The sequence below is a fragment of the Pyxidicoccus trucidator genome (genome assembly GCF_010894435.1).
Taxonomy (GTDB): Bacteria; Myxococcota; Myxococcia; order Myxococcales; family Myxococcaceae; genus Myxococcus; species Myxococcus trucidator.
Window position 1 is genome coordinate 35,815 of sequence record NZ_JAAIXZ010000032.1, and the last position, 16,894, is coordinate 52,708.

Consider the following 16,894-nt stretch of genomic DNA (forward strand, 5'->3'; position numbering starts at 1 on the left):
GGCGCTGACTTCACTGCGCCGCCGGAATCGGCACGGGCCGCCCATTGACCCTGTTCAGGTCCGGGGCGGCCCGTGCACCTCGAGCCCTCTGCTCCAGGGCTCAGGTGTCAGAGGACGTTCAGCTGCAGTACGTCACACAGCGGTGGCCCGCACAGTTGTGGGTGATGCAGCGCCCGCCGCCACAATTGGCGTCGGAGCTGCAAGCCAGACCGGCGCTGGTGCCGCCCGAGCACGTCTTGCCACAGGACGCGCTGCTGCTACAGGCCTGGCCGTTGTAGAGGCCGCCCGAGCACGTCGAGCCGCAGGTGGAGTCACTGCTACAGGTCAAGCCGCTGTAGAGGCCGCCCGAGCAGCGCTTCACACAGGCCTGCGCGGAAACCTCGTCGGTGGAGGCTGCCTCTTCGAGGGTGGCCGACTCCGGAGCGGCGCTCGTCTCCGTCTGCGTCTCTTCGGGAAGGTTGCAGGCGGTCAGGGTGAACAGCAGCAGGGCGGATGCGATGAATCGCATGGGTGACTCCAAGGACAGCGGGTGTCTTGAGGCGCCGGAACTCAATCAAGTTCGAGTCACGGCAGCAATCCCATGGCAAGAAGGACGCGGGCCCACTTCGGACCTGCCGAGGCCCTCCACGGCTTTGTAGCCCTCGGGTGGGCAGGTCTTCCCGCAACACGCTCACCGGCGCACCTCGCACGACGTCGGGCCTGATTGTGCAGCCGCGCTGCGGGATTACGACCAAGGCAAACGGGCCATTAACGACTTCCGGTTGCATCTGCTCTGTCATGACGAATTGAAAAGAGTTGGGACGCCACTACAGAAGAGGCCTCTGAGTATGGAGTCCCACGCGCGTCGTTCTGGAAGGCGTTGAAGACTCCTGACCTTCGAAGGGGACGCACCATGGGTGGGCCACAATCCGTTAGCGGCAGTGCAGGAAGCGCCGGGGTGAATCCGGCGGAGGCCGCGCGTCGCGCGGAAGAAGCCCGCCAACGCGCGGAAGCGGCCCGTCAGGCCGCGGAGGCCGCGCGCAAGGCCACTGTCGCGACGCAGGAGAAGAAGACACCTCCCTTCAGCCAGAAGGACCTCGAAGGCGCCAGACCCAAGGCCAATGAGATTGTCTCGGCCTTCGAGGGCAGCAATCGGAAGCCAGAGCTGGAGAAGTTGCTGGGCACAACGGCCCCGCCGCCCTCCCAGTCCGCCCAGGGCGGGGAGCAGCCGCCCGCGTCACTCGACGCGGTGGATGCCCAGGACGCGCAGGCGGCCCGCAAGGTGCCTGACGGGCAGACCTTCACGGACCCGTCCTCCGGCACGAAGTACCAGGTGCGCCAGAACGCCACCACGGGCGAGACGGTGCTGTCCGATCCGGCCTCCGGCTCCACGGTGACCCTCAAGCCGGACGGCTCGTATACGTCCACGGCGACGGTGAAGGAGCCGGCGAAGGACGGCGGCTCGCGCGACACCACGTGGACGAAGTCGTCGGACGCCCAGGGCCGGCCCACGGGCCTGAAGTCCGAGCAGCGCGGCACCGGGCAGCACCCTGAGACGGGGGCGACCACCACCACCACGTCCACCGAGTACAACCTCAGCAGGTCGCCGCCGGTGCCCCAGTCGCGCACCGAGCAGGTGCAGATGGAGCGGCCGCCAGCGGCGCTCGCGCAGCGGCAGGGCTTCCCCCAGGGCCCGGTGACGGTGAAGACGGAGACGCGCTTCAACGCGGAAGGCCTGCCGGCGAAGCAGGTGAAGACCACCGAGGCCCGCACGCCGGGCTTCAATGCGAATGACGTGAAGGCCTTCGAGGACGGCAGCAATGGGGCCTTCCAGAACGCGGCCAAGGGCGCGGACCACCACCGTGCGAACAACGCGCCCACGAACCTCAAGGCGGGCGAGTCCAGCGTCACCCTCACCGAGGAGACGCTCTTCAACTCCAAGGGCGAGCCGGCCGTCTCCAAGCAGAAGGCGGACTCCGTCGCCCTCAAGCCCCTCCCGGGAGACACGAATGGCAATGGCGTGCAGGTGGTGCGCAGCCAGCAGCAGGTGAGCCGCGGACCGGCGGATGCGACTTCGGCCGAGGGGCTTCCGGCGCTTCCCCCGCGCTCTTCCGCGACGGTCAGCAACACCACCACTGTGACTGGCTATGACCCGGATGGCTCCCGGTTCGACAAGGGCCACGCCAGCCGGACGCAGTCGGTGTCCCGCTCCTCGGGCACCGTGGACGCCAACGGCACTCCGCAGCTGAAGCACGAGCCCACCGAGGTGAAGAGCCTCCAGGAAGGCGGAGACAATCGCTGGACGTATGACCATGTCAGCCTCCAGGTGGGGGCGGACGGCAAGCCCGTCGCGGGGCAGAAGCCGAAGGAGCTGGACCGCGAGCGGCAGCTCCCCTGGTACCAGGATGTGCAGGACTTCGCCGCCTCGCAGCTCCAGGACCTGGCGGAGCTGGCGGGCAACGCGGCCTCCAACGCCCTGGAGTTCGCGAAGGACGCGGTGCTCGCGCCGCTCGACGGCGCCATCGACCAGGTCACCCAGCCGCTGGAGGAGAAGCTCACCGACGAGGTGAAGAAGCTCAACAGCCCGGGCGACACCCTCACGCTGAGCGGAGGGCTGGACGTCAAGGTGGGGTTGAAGGGCGGCCTCGAGGGCGAGGCCGAAATCGAGCGCACGGCGGACGGCAAGTACCAGCTGTCGGCCGAGGTGACGGCGGACTTCGGCGTGGGCGTGCTGGGCTCGGCCTCCGTGAACGCGGGCGGACGGATGGAGCTCACGTTCGACACGCCCGAGGAGGCCGCCAGGGCCGCCATCATCATGGGCAAGGGGCCCGCCTCGATTGCCTCGGGTGGCGAGGACCAGAAGTTCATGCTCGACCACCTGTCCGCGGTGGAGGTGAACGTCGGCGGCGAGCTGGAGGCCGGGCTGAGCGCGAAGCTGGGGCCGGGCGGCGCGGAGCTCTCGGCGAGCATCGGGGCCACCACGGGTTTCCGGGTGGAGTTCGAGAAGGGCAAGCCCACGCACCTGGTGAGGACGACGGAGGTCGAGGGCTCCGGCGCGGCCAGTCTGGCCTCGGGCCTGAAGGGCAAGGCTGGGCTGAACATGGGCGGCGAAGTCACGGGCTCGGTGAGCTTCGAGACGAAGATTCCGCTGGATGCCAGCAAGTTGGACGGGAAGGACGTGCTGGCCTTCATGGCCAGCCCGGCGACGGCCCCCTTCGCGGGGCCCGCCGAGACGACCATCAGCGTCGAGGGCTCCATCGACACGGGCACCGAGGGCCACTTCTTCACGGCCGAGGTGAGCGGGCTGGGCGGCGAGGAGGTGCAGTCCATCGCGAACAGGCTGATGGACGGGCAGTACGAGACGGCCTTCGACGACGTGAAGGTGGACGCGAAGATGACGACGGGGAGCTTCAAGGATCGGGAGGTTGGAATCGACCTGAAGCTCGCCGTGGTGGACTTCAACGTCAACGCGCGGCACCGCGACGTGACAGCCGAGGGCGGAGATGGCAATGGCGGCACCACCGTCAGCCTCGGCAGGGGGAATCGCGGAGGGAGCGACGGCACCTCAGGAGGCAGCAAGCCGACGGGAGGCAGCAAGCCGACGGGAGGCAGCAAGCCGACGGGAGGCAGCACTCCTACGGGAGCAAGCACTCCGACGGGCGACACCTCTCCGGGCGGAACGCAGAAGCCCTCGAAGCAGCCCGGCGGCACGACGGCGAGCCCGCCGCCGCCCACGAACTACCGGGTGAATCCCGCGACGGGCAAGCTGGTCCCCGTCCCTCCCACCGAGGCGAAGGCCCCGCCGTCGAGCCCTTCGGAGAAGAAGCCCCCTGTCCCTGTCATCACCAACCCCGCGCTGCCGGGACGGACCACCCATGTGCGGTACGACAAGGGAGGCGTCCGCATCGAAGCGGGGCCGCAGGCCACGCCCGAGGACATCCAGGCGCACATGGAGACGGCCCGCTTCCTCCAGCGCTACGAGGGGGCTGTGGGCAAGGTCCGCCAGCTCATCGACAAGGTGAAGCAGGCCATTACCGGCATGCCGGGCTACGGCAGCCAGGGCTTCGAGTCGCGGCTGGAGGTCCAGAAGCTCAACAACATCCTCAAGGGCCTGGAGGCCACGCAGCAGCAGCTCGACACCCGCGCCGCGGGCGTCGCGAAGGGTGGCACTCCCGCGACCGGGGCGGAGCGCGAGCGGCTGCAGATGGAGCTCGCGCAGGTGAGCGCGCAGCTGCGCCTCCATGAGGCCCAGGTCGACTCCCTCGCCAAGGGCCGCGGCTACGTGGCGCGCGAGGACACCGCGCCGCTGAGTCCCGAGGACCGGAAGAAGGCGCTCGACCTGCTCCACAAGGCGGAGGGGCCGAACCGGTGGAAGAACCTCCTCTCCCAGTACGAGGGCAAGGAGAACGAGGTCGCCCGCAACCTGCTTCACAAGTACCGGGCCACCATCGTGTCGGAGGCCATCAACGAGGCGGTGAAGCGGCAGGAGGGTGCCGAGCCCGCGGAGAAGTGCACTCCGGAGGCACTGATGTCCAAGGAGGGCTGGACGAGCCCCGGAGGTGTCCACTTCAAGGCGTCCGGTAGCACCAATGCGACGTCCGACCTGGATGTCTCCATCACCGGTCCGGACTCGACTCCCGTCGCATCGTTGATGATGGACTTCAATCAGCTCCTCAACGAGGAGACGGGGGTGGACCCCAACACGCTTCTCGACGCGAACATCCTGGACAAGACCGAGGTGCCGAAGGGAGAGAGCTGGAAGGCCATCTCGGAGGTGCTCAACGCGTCGGAGCGGAGGTTCGTCCAGGCGGCGGCGCTCATGTCGGACGAACACAGGGAGACGCTGCGGCGCCTGGCGGACGCCGGTGGGTTGAAGCTGGACCCCGAGGCCGAAGCGCTCGCGAAGAAGGCGAAGGCGATGCTGGAGGAGGGCGTCGAGACGCTGCGGACCCAGCGCCCCGAGCTCACGGAAGAGGAGCTGCGGAAGGAGGCCGGCAACAACATCTACCAGGGGTTCCTCCAGAGCGTGGACAAGCTGGCCGCGGACCGCGATGCGCTCCTCCAGCAGTTCCAGGCCGAGGGGAAGCACTATGACCCGAAGACTGGCGTGCACGACCTGGATGATGAGCAGGCTCGGAAACTCAACGCGCTGAACGTCTCCCTCCACGAGAACCACATGTGGGCACGGTTGTTCGCGACGGAGGACTACACGACGCCGTCCACCATCGTGGACATCGTGGACAACCGGCAGGGAGGTAGCCAACGCGAGCTGTCTCCCGGGCAGTACCGGATTTCCGCCCAGGAGAACGCCTGGTTCGCGGGGGAGCATCTGGGCGACGCCTCACCCAAGGAAGCCGTTGACGCCTCGAAGTACATCGACCGGACGCTGCAGGCGCTCCAGAACTCCCGGCCCGGCTCGGAGGCGGACAAGGTCCTCAGCCGGGTCCTCGGAGACAAGGAGCACGGCATGCGCAGGCTGCTCGCGTTCCGCTCGGAACCCGCGCTGACGAAGTTCGCCCAGACGCCGGAGGGGAAGAAGGCCGTGGCCCAGGCGACCCGGGAGCTCGAAAAGCAACTGAAGGATGTGCTCACCTCCCTGGGCGTCAAGCCTCCGGCGGGTGGGCCCCGTGAGCTGATGATGGCGCTCTGGGTCCACGCGGCGAAGGTGCCGCCCACTCCTGAGTCGCCCGACGCCGCGCGACGTTGATACCCATTGTGAGAGATGGGTCCAGGCCCCGTACGCAGACCAGACCGGCGCGTGGGCTGGCGGTAGCTGCCCGCGTCGTCCTGTAATCTGGGTGGCGTGACGAACGACGAGAAGGTCATTGGGGAGTGCCTCCGTGCCGCAGTCGAGGGCCCATTCTTTCCAGACTGGGAGTTCCACGCTCTTTTTGGACTGGAACGGAAGGAAGTCGCTGTCGTGCTGGCCTCCTGGCCGGAGTTTCACGACGTCAAGACGCAGCGGCTTGCGGTCAATAACGCCCTGGTCAATCTGCTCTGGTACCCATCCAAGGCGCCGGACACGGCATGGCACGAGTACATCTCCGTCTCGCCGGCGGAGGTCCGCGCAATCTACGAGCGGTGGCGAGGAGCCCGCCTGCCAGCGCCATGAGACGGGCTTGAATCACCTCGCCGCGAGCTCATGTGCGGCGGGACGGGTTGACCACGTAGGGCAGACGCATGGAGCGCCTCCTTGCGGTGATGGTAGGAACCCAGAACATGAGTATCCGGGTCGCACTGCTGGGTCATGGCTTCGCGGGGCGGACGTTCCATGCTCCGCTGATTCGCGCCGTGGAGGGGCTGGAGCTGCGCGTCGTGGCGTCAAGTCAGCGTGAGAATGTGCTGGCTCGACTGCCGGAGGTGTCGGTGGTGGCCTCCGCGCTGGAGGCCGCCACGCATCCGGAGGTGGACCTCGTCGTCATCGCCACGCCCAATGCGAGCCATGCTCCGCTTGCCGAGGCCGCGCTCCGGGCCGGGAAGCAGGTCGTGGTCGACAAGCCGTTCACCGTCACACTGGCAGAGGCTCGCTCGCTGTGTGCGCTGGCTCGGGAGCGGGGGCGGGTGCTCTCCGTGTTTCACAACCGGCGGTGGGACAGTGACTTCCTCGCGCTTCGGGCAGTGCTTGCCGAGGGCGTCCTGGGGCGGGTGACGCATGTGGAGTCGCGGTTCGACCGCTTCCGTCCGGAGGTTCGCCAGCGCTGGCGCGAGCAGGTGCTTCCGGGCGCTGGCGTCTGGTTCGACCTGGGGCCGCACCTGGTCGACCAGGCGCTGCAGCTCTTTGGGCTGCCGGACTCCGTGATGGGGGCCCTGGCGCGGCACCGCGATGGGGCTCAGGTGGATGACTGGTGCCAGGTCACCCTCGTGTACCCGGAGCGGAAGGTCGTGCTTCAGGCTTCCATGCTCGTGGCGGGCGGCATGCCCCGGTTCGCGGTGCATGGCACCCGGGGCTCCTGGCTCAAGTATGGGATGGATGCCCAGGAGGACCGGTTGCGCGCGGATGAGGCTCCCGGCGCTCCGGGGTGGGGCGTGGACCCATCACCAGGGCGGTTGGTGGACGGTGCGACGGGGGTGGAGCGTTCCTCGGTCTCGCCCCCTGGCGACTATCGCCAGTACTACCGTGCGCTTCGGGATGCGGTGGAGGGGAGGGGGGCGAACCCCGTGACTCCCGCGCAAGCGCTGGCCGTGGTCGCGGTGATGGAGGCCGCGGTCCGGGCCTCCGAGTCTGGTTGTGCGCAGCGGCCGGACCTTACCGAGGAGGAGCGGGCCTCGTTCGCGGCCGACTCCGTCCGCTTGGAGTGAGCCGCTGGCCTGTTGCTGGACGCTGAGTCCGGCTGGAGGACGCTGGACAGTCGGCTCACGCTTCTCGCGTGCAGCTGGAGGCCAGCTGCTACGGTATCCATCGACTCCACCGCCGCTGTGCATGTGAGGAACCCTTGAGCTCGAAGAAGCCCGGCCGCAATGACCCGTGCCCCTGTGGGAGCGGCCTGAAATACAAGGCCTGCCACGCCGCCGAGGACCGGGCGAAGGCCGCGCCGCCGCCCCCCGCCGCACACCCCCTCGCCGAGGACCTCAAGGCCGCCATGGAGGTGCTCGGGGACTCCGACACCTCCCGCCTGTCCGGCTGCCTCGTGCGCCTGGGCGCGCTGCTCGCCGAGTGGGGCCCCGCTCCCGGCCTGCGCTTCGACGCCAAGGCCTTCGCCGACCACGTCGGCCCCGAGTTGGCCCTGCTGTCCGAGAAGGAAGGCCAGGACGCCGCCAGCGCCCGACGCGAGCTGCTCGTGGGCACCGTGCGCAAGCTCGGGACTCCCGCGTTCCTGGAGCAGCTCGGCACCGCCCTCATTGCCCGCGCCTCCGAGCCCGGTCGCTCCGCCAGCGACAGGCAGGCACTGTGCGTCGGCGTCCTGTTCGCCTCCGCGTCCAAGCGGCTCGGCCGCGCCCGCCCGGAGGACATCCCCGTGCTCGACGTCGTCTTCGACGTCCAGTTCCGCGAGTGGAGCGCCAAGCACGCCGAGCTGGTGAAGAAGTACGAGGCTCTCGCCGGCGGCTTCGCAGAGGAGACCCTCCCTCCCGAGGCTCGCGAGGCCCTTCAGCAGGCTCGCGACGGCGATGTGGACGCGCTGCTGCGGTACGTGCAGTCGGACCCCGGCATCGCCGAGCGCATCGCCCGCGAGGCCAAGGAGCGCGCCGCCCGCGTCGAGGCCCGCTTGCGAGAGCCCTCGTCGCCTCCCGTCTTCGCCCCGGAGGAGGAGCTGTGGCTCACCTGTGTCCTCTGGGAGCCGATGCAGGCGCTGAAGTCCCTCCCGCAGGACGCGGGGCCGGAGACACGGCGCGAAGCGGTGACCACGCTGATGCGCGCGGTGAAGGGTGCCCTCGACCCGGACTTCCTCTCGGGCCTGCTGGGACGCCTGCGCGAGAAGGCCAAGGAGGCTTCCGCCGATGAGGCCGCTCGCGCCGCCTTCATGGATACCGCCATCGCCTTCGAGGCCGAGCCTGCTCGCATGACGCTCGCCGCGCTGCTCACCTCACGGCAGGAGGCCGTGGGCCGCTCGGCCGAGGAGATGGTCATGCTCGCCGACCTCAAGGCCCTCACCACCTGGACTCCGGAGAGCTTCGAGCCCTACCGCGAGCTGCTCAACAGCATGGGCATGCCCGCTGCCGCCGCTCGCATCCAGCGCTGCCAGGAGTGGCTGCGCGAGCACCCCGTGACGCTGCGGACCGAGACCGTCTGAAGTCAGAGGCGGCGGAGCGCGGCGTCCGCCCGCCTCACGTGGTCCACGTCGAGCGTGTGCTTGCGTGAGTCCGCGGCGTCGTAGACCACCGTGACGTCCGTGCCCACCTGGAGCTCGTCCAGCGGGCCTCCCGCGAAGAGGGTGGGCACGCGCGGTAGGGCACGGAGCGAGCCCCTGGCAGTCCGCCTCCCGGGGACGCGCCGACGCGCCGGGGTGTGCATTGTGACGAAGGGGGAAGCCATCATGAAGGAGACGACGGGGACGGGAGACGCGGTGCTCGCGGAGGATGCCCACCTGCTGCGGCCACTCCTGGACCATGCCCGGCTCACTCCGGAGCGAGCACTCCTGGCCTCCCGGTCCGGTGCGCGGTTCGTGACGCATACCGCCCGCGAGGTGGAGCAGACCGTGCGCCGGCTCGCCCGCGGGCTGCTGGCGATTGGCGTCGAGCCGGGCCAGCGCGTGGCGCTGATGTCGCGCACCCGCCTGGAGTGGGCACTGCTCGACTTCGCCATCCTGATGGCTGGAGGCGTCACCGTCCCCATCTACGACACCTCCTCCGCCGACCAGGTGGAATGGATTGTCCAAGACAGTGAAGCGGAGGTCGCCTTCTTCGAGCACCACAAGATGCACGCCGTCTTCCAGTCCGTGGCGGAGCGGCTGCCCCGGTGCCGCCAGACGTTCGTCATCGACGAGGGGGCGTTCGAGCACCTGATGCGCCTCGGGGAGGGCGTGGACGCCGGGCGCGTGGAGGAGCGGCTGGCGGGCCTGCGAGCCAGCTCACTCGCCACCATCATCTACACCTCGGGGACGACGGGCCGCCCCAAGGGCTGCATGCTGAGCCATGGCAACCTGCGCGCCAACGTGCGGCAGGTCCTCCAGCTGGGTCAGGGCATGCTTCGCCCGGAGGACCGCACGCTGCTGTTCCTCCCGCTGGCCCATTCCCTGGCGAAAATCCTCTTCCTGCTGTCCCTGGAACTCGGGGCGGAGGTGGCCTTCTCCAGCGGCATCTCCCAGCTGAACGAGGAGCTGCTGCTGGTGCGCCCCGACTGGATGGTGGCGGTGCCACGCGTCTTCGAGAAGATCTTCCACGGGGCACAGCGCCGCGCCTGGAGCGCGGGCAAGGAGAAGGCGTTCTCCCTGGCGGAGGAGGTGGCCATCCGGACCTCGCGCGAGCGCGCCGGGGGGCACCTCGCGCTGCGCACGCGGGTGCTGCACGCGGTCCTGGACCGGCTCGTCTACCGGCGGCTGCGCGCGGCGTTCGGCGGGCGGCTGCGCTTCGCCGTGTCCGGGGGAGGTCCGCTGAGTGAGCGGCTGACGCGCTTCTTCGATGGCGTGGGCGTGGAGGTGCTCGAGGGCTACGGCCTCACGGAGTCGAGCCCGGTGCTGACCCTCAACGTCCACAGCGCATGGAAGCCCGGCTCGGTGGGACGGCCCCTGCCTGGCACCACCCTGCGCATCGCGGACGACGGCGAAGTCCTGGCGCGCGGGCCCCAGGTGTTCGAGGGCTACTGGCACAATGAGGCCGCCACGCGTGACACCCTCACCCCGGACGGGTGGCTGCGCACGGGGGACCTCGGCTCGCTGGACGAGGACGGCTACCTGCGCATCACCGGGCGCAAGAAGGAGCTGCTCGTCACGGCGGGAGGCAAGAACGTGGCCCCGGCGCCCCTGGAAGAGCGCCTCCGGGCCCACCCGCTGGTGAGCCAGGCCGTCGTCGTCGGCGACGGCCTGCCCTTCGTGGCCGCCCTGGTGACGCTGGACGCAGAGCGCCTCCGCGACTGGGCGGGCGAGCATGGCAGGAGCGGGCAAACCGTGGAGCAGCTCGTGGGCACGCCGGAGCTGCGTGCGGAGCTCCAGCACGCCATCGAGGATGCGAACCGGCCCGTGTCGCGCGCCGAGGCCATCCGCGAGTTCGCCATCCTGCCGAACGACTTCACCGTGGAGAGCGACGAGCTGACACCCTCGCTGAAGGTGAAGCGCGGGCTCGTCACCCAGCGCTACGCGTCCGTCATCTCGGCGATGTACGCGCAGCCGTGAGGGCCCTCGAGCTCCGCCCTCGTCAGAGTGAGCGCAGGAACGCGACGAGTGCTTCCCGCTCGGACTTGTCGAGCGCCTTGAAGCGCTCGCGCGAAGCGGCGGCCTCGCCGCCGTGCCAGAGGATGGCCTCCTCGAAGCCTCGCGCGCGGCCGTCATGGAGCAGGCGGACCTGCTTGCTGACCACCTCCAGCAACCCCAGGCCCCACAGCGGAGGCGTCCTCCACTCGGAGCCGCTCGCCTCCGAGTCCGGGCGGCTGTCGGCCAGCTCCGGCCCCAGGTCATGTAGCAGCAGGTCCGTGTAGGGGCGGACCGTCTGATTCCCCAGCTCCGGGACGTCGGTGACGTCTCCCGTCTTGAAGCTGGCGTGGTGGCAGGTGGCGCAGCCCGCCTGCTGGAAGAGCGCTTCCCCCTTCACCACCGCGGGCTCCGCCACACCTCTGCGCGCCGGGACGGCGAGGAGCCGGAGGTACAGCGTCGTCCTCTCGAGCTCGTGCTCGGACACCGCGGGCGATTGCGCGGGCGCCTGGGCCAGACAGGACGCCTGCTTCGCCGTGCAGTTGCTGCCAGGCTTCAGCGGCGACGTCAGCCCGAGGTCCTCGGAGAAGGCGCTCGCCACCTGCTGCTCCAGCGAGGGTTGATTGGCCTTCCAGCCGAAGCGGCCCAGCTCGGCCTTTCCCGTGCGCGCGCTGATGACCCGGTTCGGTCGGCCGGAGACGCCGTCGCCGTCGCGGTCCTCGGCATCCGCCAGGGCGAGGATGGCCTCCTCGGGTATGGCCTCGAGCAGGCCGAGCCCGAAGACCTGGGCGGGGATGCGGGGAGACATCATGGCGTTCGGCAACAGCCGGCCGTAGCCCAGCCGGGTGATGCGATAGCGGGGCTTGCGCAGGGTGTACGGCGTCCCATCGGCGTAGCGGCCCTTCAGCTCCGTATAGGAGACCTGGACCGCGCCCTCGGCCGGGACTCCCGGGACGCCCCGGTCATTGAGCTGACCGCCATACACGGGCTCGGGGTGCCCCGCGGGCGCGTCCGGCGACGGTACGCTCAGCCGGACGAGCAGCGGCGCCTCCGTGCCCACGTCCGGAGCAGGCCGGCCGCGGCCGTCCTTGAAGTGGCAGGAGCCGCACCCCGTGGCGTTCGTCAGCGCTCCCACCCGGCCCTCCCCATGAGCCGCCCAGTCCCTCGTGAACAGCTGCTTGCCGTCGCGCATCTGGTACCAGCGCGCGGGATCCAGATTCCCCAGCGCGCGGCCAAAGGCGTTGTGGGAGGTGTCGAACACCGTCGTGCTTCCGCCGGAGAGCGCCGTGTCCTCCGCGCGCCCGGGGGCCTCCGTCGAGCGCGAGTCCGGCACCGGCGCTTCCTGCCGGGGAGCCCCCGCGGTGAGCAGCAGGGCCGATAGACACCAGATTGCCTTCATGGGGGCTCGCATCGGAGGGATTGGCTCGAACCGGTGTCAACGGCCAGGGAGGGAGCGACCTGCTCCCTCCCCGGACCGCTACAGCATGACTACTTGCCAGCCGGCGTGACGGACTCGGCGGTGATGACCGTCGAGCGCGCCGTGGTCTGCAGGTCGATACGGTTGAAGCTCAGGTACGGGTAGTTGGACGGGCCCGAGACCTCCTCGTGCAGGACGATCCGGTCGGCGCGGACAATCTGGCCGTTCGGCAGTCGCACCGCCGGCTCGGCGACGGCGAGCGTCCAGAAGCAGGCGCTGTTGGCCGCCGCGTTGCCGAAGCCCACGTAGGGGCGGCACGGGGTGCTGCAGTAATTGCAGTTGGAGTAGCCGTTCGCGTAGCAGCTGCTGAGACACGCGTCGTACGTCTGCGTGCGGGGACGGCAGCTCGGCGTCCAGTTCCCACCGGGAATCATCATGCCCACCGCGCCCTGCTCGCCGCTCCGGACGCCGCCGACGGCGGCCTGGAGCCGGCCGTTGTAGTACGCGATGACGGAGTAGGTGGTGTTCTCGCCCGAGCCGGTGAAGGTCGCGGAGTAGGTGGTCCGGTCCGCCTGCGAGTCCACGGTGGTGGTGCTGACGGGCTCGCCCTCAGCCACGGCGGTGAACAGGTTGCGCTGGGCGCCGTCGGAGACAATCTCCGCCGTCCAGGCCGCGGCCGACGGCAGGTGGATGGCAACGCCATCCTTGCCGGTGGCCTGGGGAACGTCGATGCGAACGCCCTTCTCCGTGGCGCTCACCTTGGCCGCGCCAATGCCGCAGTGATTCAGGTCCTGGAACTTCACGCAGTCCTGCGCCTGGGCCTGGCTGATCGGGACGAGAAGGGCGAGCAGTGCGGCGCTGAGCGCGGCGCGGAGATTCAGTGACAGACGCATGGACGACTCCTGATGTTCCAAGGGGAATCCCTGGATGCAGGTATTTGCTGCTTCAAGTGTCATGCCATGCGCGCCCACTGGCGGACGGAGCGGCGCGAGTGACGTGAATGGCCACAGTCTCGCGTGGCTTTGTAACGGGACTGGCTACAGCGGAGGGCAGGGCGCGCAGTGAGCGCGTCAGGACTGGGGCTCGGTTGTTTCAGCCAGCAGCACGGAGGCACGGCGGGCCGCCATGAGTAGCTCGTCGGAGAGGGGCGTCCCCGCCGTCGCCCTCGCGAGGCTCAGCGTTCCGATGCAGAGCGCGTAGGTCGCCAAGGCTCGCTCCCGTGCGCTCGCTCGGGCGTCTCCGGAGAGGTTCGCGGCGATGCCCTCCACCATCAATTCCACCTGCTGGGAGAGTGTCTCCTTCAGCGCCGGCTCTCCGCGAACCACGTCCGAGAGCGCCGCCGGCATCACACACGCGGGAACCTCCGCGTCACGGTGCGCCCGGGAGAGGTAGCGCCTCACGATGTGGCTCAGCCACTCCGCGCCTCGCAGGTCCTCCAGCCCCTGGAACCACTCTTCCCGCCGCCTTCCCATGAGGCGCGTGAGTGTTTCGATGAGCAGCGCCTGCTTCGAGCCGAAGTGCGCATAGAAGCCGCCCACCGTCAGCCCGGCGGCGCGCATCACGTGCTCCACGCTCGTCCCCGAGAACCCCTGCCGGCGGATGAGCACCCCCGCCGCCTCCAGGATTCGCTCGTGCGTGGCCTGCTTCTGCTCCGGGGGATGTCCCATCCGATGTCTCCTCGCTGCTCCACATTATATGCATCCTTCGGTGTGTGGATGTAGCACCCGGGACGGGACATTGCTGGGAAGCGTGCTGTCCTGGCGCCCGGCAGCTCCTTGGGGTTGAGACCATATTATGGTCACAATATGGTAAGGTGCGACGGCCGGGGCACGAGGCCTCGCCGCGCGTGGGAGGGGTTTGCCGATGGATGCGTACATTCTGGATGCGGTCCGGACTCCGAGGGCCCGGGCGAAGCCGGGGAAGGGCGCGCTCAGCGGGCTGCATCCGCAGGAGCTGCTGGCCCAGACGCTGCGACAGCTTCCGGCTCGCACGGCCGTGGACGTGTCGGACATCGACGACGTGGTGATTGGCTGCGTGTCCCAGGTGGAGGCCCAGGGCGCCAACATCGCCCGTCAGGCCGTGCTGGCCGCCGGTTGGCCCATCTCCGTGCCGGCTTTCACTCTCAACCGTTTCTGCGGCTCGGGCCTTCAGGCGCTGTCGCTGGCCGCCATGGGCGTGGCCTCGGGCGCGCAGCGGCTCGTCGTGGCCGGTGGCGTCGAGCAGATGAGCCGGCTGGGACTCAACGCCGATGGCGGCGGGACGGATGGGGGGAATACCCGGCTTCGGGAGAAGCTGTTCCAGGTGCCCCAGGGCATCTCCGCCGACCTCATCGCCACCCTGGAGGGGTTCTCTCGCGAGGAGCTGGATGCGTTTGGTCTGCGCTCGCAGCAGCTCGCCGTCCGGGCTCAGGCGGAGGGGCGATTCGGCCGGAGCCTGTTCCCGGTGAAGGACCCGGACTCCGGTGACGTGCTGCTGGCCGCGGATGACTCTCCTCGCGCGGACACCACTCGCGAGAAGCTGGCGGCGCTCTCTGCTTCCTTCATGCAGCTGGGGGCGCAGGTGGCGGGGCCCGGCGGGGAGACGCTGGATGCGCTGGCGGTGCGCGCGTGGCCTCGGGCTCGCGAGGTGCGGCACGTGCACACGGCGGGTACGTCCAGCGGCATCGTGGATGGCGCGGGGGCGATGCTGGTGGCCTCCGGTGAGTATGTGCGGGCGCATGGGCTGAAGCCTCGCGCTCGGGTGCGGGCCTTCTCCGCCGTGGGGAGTGACCCCGTGCTGATGCTCACCGGGCCGGCTCCCGCCGCGCTCAAGGCGCTCAAGGCCGCGGGCATGACGGCGCGTGACGTGGACCTGTGGGAAATCAACGAGGCCTTCGCGGCCGTGGTCCTGCAGACGGCGCGGGCGCTGGAGGTGGACCTGGAGCGCGTCAACGTCAACGGTGGCGCCATTGCCCTGGGACACCCGCTGGGTGCCACCGGGAGCATGCTGGTGGGCACGGCCGTGGATGAGCTGGAGCGGCGCGGCGGGACGGTGGCAGTGGTGGCGCTGTGCACCAGCGGCGGTCAGGCGGTGGCGGCGGTGCTGGAGCGCGTGTAGTCGCTACGTCAGGTCGTCCAGCCGCTCCAGTTGGCCTTCGGCGATGCTCCGGTAATGGGGGACCTTTTCGATGGCGAGCAGGTCTTGCATCTGCTGCCGTGCTCCGTCGAGGTCCCCCTTTTCTTCACGGGTGTACATCCGGTCCAGGGCTCGTGAGAGCCGGTGAGAGCCCTCGCGGATGCGTGCCGCGATGTCCTGGAGCAGTGCGGTGGTGAGCTTCGCGCTCGCGAGGGCCGCGTCTACCTCGGCCGAGCTGATGGCTACCGTAGGCGCGGTGCGCCGCAACAGGTCGCACAGCTCGTCGGTGAGGGCCAGCGGCAGACCCCGCTGAACCTGGTTGTCGAGAGTCCAGATTTGATTCCAGTCCGCGTCGAAGTCCCGCACCGCTTCACCTCTTTGCCTTCCCGCGAGGTTCGCACATAGAGAACGGCCATTGTTGCTGGCCCTCACACCGTCGCAGGCAGGCGTAGCAGGGACCTACCCAGTCCGGCTTCGTCTTGCAGCGTACGAAGTTGCGGATGCAGTCCTGCTTCCACTCCGGTAGCGGGGCGTTGTTGGCGAAGTCGTCCTCGGAGGGGGCCTCATCCGCCTCATCGGACGGCTGCGCAGCTGCGAAGGCGGCCTCCATGGCCACCAAGGCGAGCAAGATTTCATCCTGAGATGCGGCACAGCTCTCCGCAGGTGTCAGGGGGAACTTCTTGACGCAACAGGCTATCGTTGAGTCTCCGGGACGGCATGCCGCCGAGGCCGCCGTCGCGCAGCCCGACGCAACGAGCCCCCATGGGATGACTGCGGCGAAAAGAAGCATGCGCTTCATGTCGGCGCAACGTATGGAAGCGCCCGTGGCGTAGCCAGGGAGAAATGGCTTGAGCCTGCTGGTGGGCACGGCCGTGGATGAGCTGGAGCGGCGCGGCGGGACGGTGGCCGTGGCGGCGCTGTGCACCAGTGGCGGTCAGGCGGTGGCGGCGGTGCTGGAGCGCGTGTAGACCTCCGCTCCAGGAGGTCTCTACATGGTCGCGCCGCTGGAGTTCTGGTTCGAGTTCGGGAGCACCTACTCGTACGTGGGTGCCCTGCGCATCGAAGAGGAGTGCCGGGCCGCCGGCGTCCCGCTCGTGTGGAAGCCGTTCCTCCTGGGGCCTCTCTTCACCGCGCAGCTCGGTATCAAGGACTCGCCGTTCAATGCGAATCCTGTTCGCGGTCGGTACATGTGGCGCGACCTGGAGCGGCTGTGCGCGAAGCATGGCCTGCCCTGGCGCCGGCCGAGCGTGTTCCCTCGTGGCACCGTGCTCGCCTCCCGTGTGGCCTGCGCTGGCGAGCATCAGCCGTGGCTCGGGGACTTCATCCGCGCCGTGTTCCGCGCCAACTTCGCAGAGGATCGCGATATCTCGCAGTCGGTTGTCATTGCTGAGTTGCTGCGGGGGCTCGGTGTCGAGGCCGAGCCCGTGCTGGCGGCGGCCGTCACCGAGGAGAGCAAGGCGCGGCTTCGCGCGAGCACCGACCAGGCCGCTGCGCTGGGCATCTTCGGTGCTCCGAACTGCGTCACCCGGGGCGAGCTGTTCTTCGGACAGGACCGCATCGCTGACGCCATCGCCTGGGCCCTGGACGACGGCCGGGCGTAGGC

General features: G+C 69.4%; 14 protein-coding genes. 8 read left to right on the top strand and 6 right to left on the bottom strand.

Features of this window, described 5'->3' with window-relative positions; genetic code table 11:
• Positions 1-118: 118 nt before the first annotated feature.
• A complete protein-coding gene (locus tag G4D85_RS46665; RefSeq protein ID WP_164021278.1) occupies positions 119-508 on the bottom strand; it encodes a hypothetical protein in 390 nt (129 codons plus the stop codon).
• Between the two features lie 429 nt (positions 509-937).
• On the opposite strand from G4D85_RS46665, the gene G4D85_RS46670 reads away from it, so the two are divergent.
• The 4 genes from G4D85_RS46670 (at position 938) to G4D85_RS46685 (ending at position 8,708) form a co-directional block, all read left to right on the top strand.
• Complete coding sequence (locus G4D85_RS46670) at positions 938-5,686, top strand: translocation/assembly module TamB domain-containing protein (RefSeq protein ID WP_164021280.1); 4,749 nt, start codon at positions 938-940, stop codon at positions 5,684-5,686.
• Positions 5,687-5,782: 96 nt separating this feature from the next.
• Positions 5,783-6,091 carry a hypothetical protein gene (locus G4D85_RS46675; RefSeq protein WP_205526014.1) on the top strand — a complete coding sequence of 103 codons (309 nt, stop codon included), beginning with the start codon at positions 5,783-5,785 and terminating at the stop codon, positions 6,089-6,091.
• Between the two features lie 107 nt (positions 6,092-6,198).
• Positions 6,199-7,278: an oxidoreductase gene (locus G4D85_RS46680; protein WP_240359926.1), complete on the top strand. Its 1,080-nt coding sequence runs from the start codon at positions 6,199-6,201 to the stop codon at positions 7,276-7,278.
• Positions 7,279-7,412: 134 nt separating this feature from the next.
• Positions 7,413-8,708 (top strand): YecA family protein, encoded by a 1,296-nt coding sequence (locus G4D85_RS46685; protein WP_164021282.1) that lies wholly within the window; start codon positions 7,413-7,415, stop codon positions 8,706-8,708.
• 2 nt (positions 8,709-8,710) lie between these two features.
• Here the strand turns inward: G4D85_RS46685 and G4D85_RS46690 are convergent, their stop codons facing one another.
• Complete coding sequence (locus G4D85_RS46690; RefSeq protein ID WP_164021284.1) at positions 8,711-8,857, bottom strand: hypothetical protein; 147 nt, start codon at positions 8,855-8,857, stop codon at positions 8,711-8,713.
• Between the two features lie 94 nt (positions 8,858-8,951).
• Between G4D85_RS46690 and G4D85_RS46695 the strand changes: the two genes are divergently transcribed.
• Positions 8,952-10,745, top strand: coding sequence for an AMP-dependent synthetase/ligase (locus G4D85_RS46695; protein ID WP_164021286.1), 1,794 nt, complete (start codon positions 8,952-8,954; stop codon positions 10,743-10,745).
• A gap of 22 nt (positions 10,746-10,767) precedes the next feature.
• Here G4D85_RS46695 and G4D85_RS46700 read toward each other — a convergent pair whose 3' ends face one another.
• The 3 genes from G4D85_RS46700 to G4D85_RS46710 form a co-directional block, all read right to left on the bottom strand.
• Positions 10,768-12,159, bottom strand: a complete 1,392-nt coding sequence (locus G4D85_RS46700; RefSeq protein WP_164021288.1) for a di-heme oxidoreductase family protein — start codon at positions 12,157-12,159, stop codon at positions 10,768-10,770.
• Between the two features lie 89 nt (positions 12,160-12,248).
• Positions 12,249-13,070: a hypothetical protein gene (locus G4D85_RS46705; protein ID WP_164021291.1), complete on the bottom strand. Its 822-nt coding sequence runs from the start codon at positions 13,068-13,070 to the stop codon at positions 12,249-12,251.
• Positions 13,071-13,247: 177 nt separating this feature from the next.
• Entirely contained in the window at positions 13,248-13,844 is a 597-nt protein-coding gene (locus G4D85_RS46710; RefSeq protein WP_164021293.1) for a TetR/AcrR family transcriptional regulator, read from the bottom strand.
• A 196-nt stretch (positions 13,845-14,040) separates the two neighbouring features.
• On the opposite strand from G4D85_RS46710, the gene G4D85_RS46715 reads away from it, so the two are divergent.
• Positions 14,041-15,273 (top strand): acetyl-CoA C-acyltransferase, encoded by a 1,233-nt coding sequence (locus G4D85_RS46715; protein ID WP_164021295.1) that lies wholly within the window; start codon positions 14,041-14,043, stop codon positions 15,271-15,273.
• A 3-nt stretch (positions 15,274-15,276) separates the two neighbouring features.
• Here the strand turns inward: G4D85_RS46715 and G4D85_RS46720 are convergent, their stop codons facing one another.
• A complete protein-coding gene (locus tag G4D85_RS46720; protein WP_164021297.1) occupies positions 15,277-15,657 on the bottom strand; it encodes a DUSAM domain-containing protein in 381 nt (126 codons plus the stop codon).
• 482 nt (positions 15,658-16,139) lie between these two features.
• Between G4D85_RS46720 and G4D85_RS46725 the strand changes: the two genes are divergently transcribed.
• Positions 16,140-16,259, top strand: coding sequence for a hypothetical protein (locus tag G4D85_RS46725; RefSeq protein ID WP_164021299.1), 120 nt, complete (start codon positions 16,140-16,142; stop codon positions 16,257-16,259).
• 24 nt (positions 16,260-16,283) lie between these two features.
• Positions 16,284-16,892: a 2-hydroxychromene-2-carboxylate isomerase gene (locus G4D85_RS46730; RefSeq protein WP_164021301.1), complete on the top strand. Its 609-nt coding sequence runs from the start codon at positions 16,284-16,286 to the stop codon at positions 16,890-16,892.
• Positions 16,893-16,894: the final 2 nt, after the last annotated feature.